This is a genomic window from uncultured Gilvimarinus sp., assembly GCF_963972205.1.
Taxonomy (GTDB): domain Bacteria; phylum Pseudomonadota; class Gammaproteobacteria; order Pseudomonadales; family Cellvibrionaceae; genus Gilvimarinus; species Gilvimarinus japonicus.
The window spans coordinates 178,923-185,138 of sequence record NZ_CAXAUC010000008.1 but is presented as its reverse complement, the minus strand read 5'-3'; the positions used below and the strand labels follow the sequence as shown (position 1 = coordinate 185,138).

The following is a 6,216-nucleotide window of genomic DNA, read 5'->3' as shown; positions in this document are numbered from 1 at the left end:
TGTTAAGCGAATGTGGTTGAATGATGATCAAACAAAAATCAAAGAAGACGGCTGTAGTGTATGTTTGTGAAAAATGTATTTCTACGGTCTCGTTAGGTGGGCCAGCGGCAATATTGCTATCTACGGCGGTCCAGCCCAAGTTGGCGCTGACAAACGGGGTAAAAGGCCCTTCTAAAAAGTAGTAGTCACCGACTAAACTGGCGCTAAAAGAGTCAAACACGCCGCCAAAGGGTTCGACGGTGTTGTTGCCATCATCCAAAACACGTGCGGCGTCGTAGCTGGTGGAGTTCCAGGTAAAGCTGCCCCGTAGGTTTACATTGTCTGAATAGTTGTAGCCGGCGCTAAAGCCAAAACCGGCGTCCGAATTCACCTTGACGCTGGCGCCGCCGTCAAAGTCGATACTCTCGTCATACAGGTAGGGCACCTGTAATGAAAACTCATACTTATTACCGCGGTCAGCCGTCGCCATTGTTGAGCTAAGTGCCAAAACACTCGCTACCGCTGCGGTTACTGTTCCTTTTATTACGATCATCGCTCGTCCTCTAAGTCCACGTAAGTGCGTAGTATCTATATGTTCCGGAACCGTTAGCCAGCACCAGCCCATAGCATTATATTAGCACCGTAATCCGAGTGGTGAGCTGAGCATTGAACTTTATTGTGCAGCCATAAAAAAGGGGCCTGGATCAGGCCCCACATAGTATCGGTGAGGATACAGCTTGGTTGAGAGGGGTTACCAGCTGCCAAATTGCAGGTCAAAACTGGTGGGTGCTTGTTTAACGTAAACATAGAGGTTGCAGTGGTTAGTGCCGGTGGCGACAGCGCTAAAACCATTTTGCACTTGGGCGACATCGGCAATCACTTGACCGTTGCAGTTGATGACATCGTAGGTTGTGCCCGCCGCGGCGCTCCAGCTGCCCAGCTGCAAGCTGCCCCAGGTGTGTTCATAGCGAATGCACTGTCCCTCGGACACCGTGATGGTATTGCCTGTGATAGACGTAGCGTTGGCGGTGTTACAGCCAGACGCGCTGCTGGACGACGAACTACTGGAAGATGAGCTGCTAGAGGAGGAGCTGCTCGAAGAGCTAGAGCCGCCGGCAGGTTCGATTTTGATCCAGTTAAGGTTCCAGCCGCCACTGACAACAGCGATGGCTAGATCTTGGTCGCCGGCGGGTAGGTCAACCTCGTGCGAAATGGTTTGCCACGATTGCCAGCCTCCGGTAACCGGTGTGGTAATACTGCCATAAGTGGGAAAACCGCCAGCGGCTTCAAGCTGTAGCATGCCGCTATTTTGTGCGGCCGCGACGCGATAGCTGACTTTATAGCGGCCCGCTGCCGGGACATTAACCTCGTAGCTCGTCCAATCGCCCGCGTCAGTCCAGCCGACGTTTAAGCCGCCACCGGTATCGGTGGTGGATTCGGTTTGAATGCCGTCCATATCACAGAACGATTCCGCCTCAATAGTGCCGGGCACGTTAATGCGGGTGCAGGTTGGGTCCGGATCAACCGGGTCGCCGTCAGACCAATCGCGGACAATATCGCGCACAAACGTACCCGATGCGGTGTATTGGTTGTCGGCCCAATTGCCGCTGGGGTTGGCGCCAGTGACCAGTGCAGATGACCCCTCAGCCTTGTCGTTTAACGCCCAGTTGGCATGGCTGATGTTGTTGGCCTTTAAAAAGTCCATCCAAGTATTGGTTTCGTTGTAGGCCACGCCGCCGTCCCCGTTGGCGTTGACGGTGCCCCACTCGGTAACAAATAGCGGAATACCCATATCCAGCGCATATTGGGCTTTATCGCGTAGGTATTGGGTGTGGGTGCCGGCGTAAAAGTGCAGGGTATAGGCAATGTTGTTGTAGTTGGTGATAGGGTCATTCGCGGCGGCGTCTACGTCTTGAGACCAAGTAGGGGTACCCACCACAATAAGGTTATCCGGGTCGACGGCGCGAATAGCGCCGATGACTTGCTCGGCGTAAGGCTTAATGGTGTTGCTCCAGGATACGCTGAGCGGCTCGTTGTAAATTTCGTAAATAACGTTGTCGTGCTGACCGTATTCGGACGCCATTTGTTGAAAGAAGCTTACCGCTGCCTGGGTATAGCTCTCGGCATGGTGGCTGTGCCAATCGATGATGACATACATATCGTTGGCAATCGCGGCATCGACCACGGCGCGCACCCGGTTGAGGTTGGCGGAGGCGTCTTCTAGATAGCCGCCTGGTTCATCGACCCCCATGGCGGCTCGGATAATCTCGGCGTTCCAATCTTGCTGGGCGCTGGCAACGGCACCGGCGTTGTAAAACTTTTCGCCGCCCCAGCCGTTATTGCTCCAAAACAGGCTGGGCCCGGCCACGCTGTCGACCGCGCCGCCAAACAGTAATTGGTTACCGTTGGTGGAGATAGGCGCAACGTCGGCATTAGTCATACTAGCCGATAGCGATAGGGCGGCCAGGGTTACGGGTAACAACAACCGCTGATGTAGTGAATGTTTCATAATCGCGTACCTCTGTTTGAGGGTATTATTATCGATAAGATTTTTGCCAGTGGCATTCTGGCAAAGGTTAAGTACGCTGGCATCAAACGTGACGCCAGGGCATTGGCTCTCCTAAGGGCCGACGTCATTAACCGTTATTGCGTGGGGGTTCGGCTACCCACTTTGTGCTGTGACTTAACTTGGGTGGTGGTTTCTGTGAACTTGTACCGGTGCTGTGAAGCGGGGTAACATTTTTTTGTTTTTCTGTGGTGACAATGATTGATGGGTAACAGTGTTTTTACTGGAATCAATTAGAAGCGTTTTGCCTAATTGTGTTAAAGGCTAATAGGTTTCTTGTTGCAAAAGCGCTATGGTTGTCGGGGATTAAAAAAATAAAAAGTAGTGAGGAAACCGCCCCCGGTAAACGCTAATTCAGCTGAGGTTGGTTTTATATACTAAAGAATAATGACATATGAAGTCTGTGTGGTCGGCGTTGTGACGACCTCCAGTGTTAAGTCGCCTGTGGCCTATAAAAAGAATGAAGCATTTTTTATTTAATATTCACGAAGTCGTGCTACTTATTACCGCTTTAGAATCGCTGTTTTTGGCGTCTGGAATGCTGCTTTTTCCCCGCAGCCGATTGCAGTTACATTGGTTGTTGGCGGGGTTGCTCGTGTTGATTGCCGGTATTCTCGCCGCCACATTAATTGTCTGGAACCCCTCGCTGCAGGTTGGCTACTTTTCAGATTCTGTATTAGTCACTTCATTACTGGCCTGTGGCTTGTTATTACAGGGGCCGCTGCTGTACTGGACGATGGCATCGCTCACGGGGCCGCTGGCTGTTAGCTCGTGGCGGGTAAGCTTGCACTGTGCTCCCGCGTTACTGGCAGTCGTTTTGATACTGGTGATGAAGATTACCGTGGCCGACTGGTTACCGTGGAACTGGCCTCAGCTTGCGCCGTTAAAACAGCAAATCATTCTTCTGATATGGGCCGCGTTTAAGTGTTTACCGTTGATTTACGCGGTGCTTTGTTGTGTGGCTGAGTATCGGTTACGGCACCAGTTGCGGCAACGCTATGGCAATTTACCGCTGTGGGAGTTGCGCTGGGCGGAGTTATTATTAGGCGGATTTACACTGCACTGGTTGTGGGCCTTTATAGCCTATTGGCTGTCGGGTTATGTCAGTGCAGCAGTCAACGATATGATGGGTAGTGTCAGCAATTACGTAACCGTACTGCTGATTAATGGCTTGTTTGTTTTTGCGTTGTTTAGTGGGCGTAAAGCGCTTATTTTGCCCGAGATCGGTGCGCAACGCGCCGATGCCGGAGCAATCGATCAAGCGGATGAAAAACTGGCACGTATTGCGCGGGCTATTACCGATGACAAGCTTCATCTTGATGCGCACATTAATGTAGAGCGGTTTTCTGACGTGTGCGAGCTAAAACCCAGAGAGCTTTCGGCGCTGGTCAACTCGCACTATCAAAAGAATTTTTTTGAGTTTATTAATTTTTACCGGGTCGAGGAGGTAAAACGGCTGCTGGATTCTGATGCCGATATGACGATTATGGATATGGCACTAGCGGCCGGTTTTAACAGCCAGTCGGCGTTCCAGCGTTTTTTTAAACGGTTGGTTGGGGTGACACCTTCAGAGTACCGGAGTCGCCAGCGCGCGAGTTTTTCGGATCTAAAGCCTAACGCTCGGTAAATGTCCAAGCGAGAATTCGTGTGATTTTATGGCCTTGAGTCATCGGTATTTCTTTTATATCCAGCGCCCTGTGTTGGCGTAACAGTTTTATTAAGGGTTTTACATTCTCGCCGTTAGAGACCAAGCTGGTAAACCAGCGGCATTGGCTGGCAAAGGTTTGGCTTTCTTTTATTAGCTTTTTAAGAAACAACCGTTCACCGCCTTTGCACCACAGCTCGGCTCCGTGCCCGCCAAAATTTAAAGTGGCGGTGGTAGAGGTTTGTTCCCCGCGGTTGCGCGCTAGGTTGCCGAGCTTGCGGACACTGCCTTTTAAGGCTGCTTCAGCGCTGGCATGAAACGGCGGGTTACAAACGCTGACATCGTAATACTCACCCGGTTGGATGATGCCGGCAAAAAATTGATTTTTATCAGTTTGCTGGCGCACGCTAATGAGCGCTTTTAGGGCGGGGTTGGCAGCGATAATAGTGGCGACGTTTTCGATCGATTGGGGGTTAATATCGCTGGCGACACAATGCCAGCCGTATATCTGACTGGCCAGCAGTGGGTAAATGCCGCTGGCTCCGGTGCCGATATCAAGCAAACTGATATCGCGAGCGCGTGAGCGCGTGGCCCCCGCCGAGCTTGCGAGCAACTCGGCAACATAGTGAATGTAATCGGCGCGCCCCGGAACCGGCGGGCAAAGGGCGCCGTCCGGAATATCCCATTGTTGGACCTGATAGTGATGACGCAGCAGCGCCGCGTTTAAGTGCTTGACTGCCTGCGGATCGGCAAAATCGATTCCGAGGTTACCGTGTTGGTTGCTGGCAACAAAGCGGGCCAGCTCGGGGTGCGCTTTACTGAGTGCCGTAAAATCGTAGGGCCCGTTGTGCAGGTTACGCGGGTGTAGGCCCTTGGCTTTTTGCGGGCGGGTGCGGGGAGTTGGGGGCCGGGGGGTACTCACAGAAAGGTGTCCGAGGTTGAGTTTTTAACAGTGTAACACCTGGGTGCACAACGCATTGGGCAGTCGCTTTGCGGGGTTCGCGCGGTGTATCACCCCCGCTTGTTAATCGTCGTCATCGCTGTCTGCCGCGCGTATGCGCTCTTGGCGCTCTTGCTCTTCTTCCAGCGCGGCTTTAATTTCTTCTAGCACTGAGTCGACATCGGCGCTGTCTTCTGGGTCGTCAAACTCACCGGTGAGCTGGGTGTCCGGCTGCAGCTCGCCCTCTTCGTACAGTGCCCACATCTCGTCGGCGTAACGGGTGGTGAGCAGCTCTGGGGCAAACTGGCCATAGTATTCGGTCATGTTGCGCACGTCGCGCTCAAGCATGCTTTTGGCATTGTTGTTGGCGGCGGCATCAACCGCTTGTGGCAGGTCGATAATCACTGGGCCGTATTCATCCACCAGCACGTTAAACTCCGATAAATCGCCGTGTATTAACCCGGCGCAGAGCATTTTAACCACATCTTGCATTACCACGGCGTGGTCTTCTAATGCTTGCTCGGCGGACATGCCAACGTCGTTTAGGCGCGGCGCGACGTCGCCCTCATCATCGGTAATTAACTCCATCAATAACACGCCATCGAAACAACCGTAGGGTTTGGGCACGCGCACGCCGGCTGCGGCCACTTTATACAAGGCGTCAACCTCGGCGTTTTGCCAAGTGTCCTCTTGCTGTTGCCGGCCAAACTTAGAGCCCTTTTCCATCGCGCGGGCGCGGCGGCTGTTGCGTACTTTACGGCCCTCTTGGTATTGCACGGCTTTTTTAAAGCTGCGCTTGGCGGCGTCTTTGTAGACTTTGGCACAGCGGATTTCGTCGCCGCAGCGCACTTTATAAACCGTTGCTTCTTTGCCGCTCATGAGCTGGCTGATAACTTCGTCAACTAAACCGTCGTCTACCAGTGGCTGAATTCTTTTGGGTGTTTTCATGTAGTGTTGGGTCGTAAATCGGTTGCGCTATGTTTGTGAATGATGGTTGTAAGTGCTGGCAAGGGTATCGATGTTGCCCAAATCAGGTCGCTATTGTGTTGTTTTAGAGGGGGATAGGCAAGTGGCCGGCACCCTGAG

The 6,216-nt window shown here is 52.7% G+C and carries 5 protein-coding genes; 1 reads left to right on the top strand and 4 read right to left on the bottom strand.

Annotated elements, in window-relative coordinates; translation table 11 throughout:
* Both AACY82_RS13295 and AACY82_RS13290 read right to left on the bottom strand, forming a co-directional pair.
* Nucleotides 1-532: outer membrane beta-barrel protein (locus AACY82_RS13295; protein WP_339617319.1), on the bottom strand; the 532-nt coding region annotated here is incomplete at its 3' end.
* Between the two features lie 198 nt (nt 533-730).
* Entirely contained in the window at nt 731-2,488 is a 1,758-nt protein-coding gene (locus tag AACY82_RS13290) for a cellulase family glycosylhydrolase (RefSeq protein ID WP_339617318.1), read from the bottom strand.
* A gap of 517 nt (nt 2,489-3,005) precedes the next feature.
* Between AACY82_RS13290 and AACY82_RS13285 the strand changes: the two genes are divergently transcribed.
* A complete protein-coding gene (locus AACY82_RS13285; protein WP_339617317.1) occupies nt 3,006-4,172 on the top strand; it encodes an AraC family transcriptional regulator in 1,167 nt (388 codons plus the stop codon).
* Here the strand turns inward: AACY82_RS13285 and rlmF are convergent.
* Together rlmF and AACY82_RS13275 are read right to left on the bottom strand one after the other, a co-directional pair.
* Nucleotides 4,159-5,112 (bottom strand): 23S rRNA (adenine(1618)-N(6))-methyltransferase RlmF, encoded by a 954-nt coding sequence (gene rlmF / locus AACY82_RS13280; RefSeq protein ID WP_339617316.1) that lies wholly within the window; start codon nt 5,110-5,112, stop codon nt 4,159-4,161. The two genes, AACY82_RS13285 and rlmF, sit on opposite strands and share 14 nt — an antisense overlap.
* A gap of 102 nt (nt 5,113-5,214) precedes the next feature.
* Entirely contained in the window at nt 5,215-6,078 is an 864-nt protein-coding gene (locus tag AACY82_RS13275) for a PA4780 family RIO1-like protein kinase (RefSeq protein ID WP_339617315.1), read from the bottom strand.
* Nucleotides 6,079-6,216: the final 138 nt, after the last annotated feature.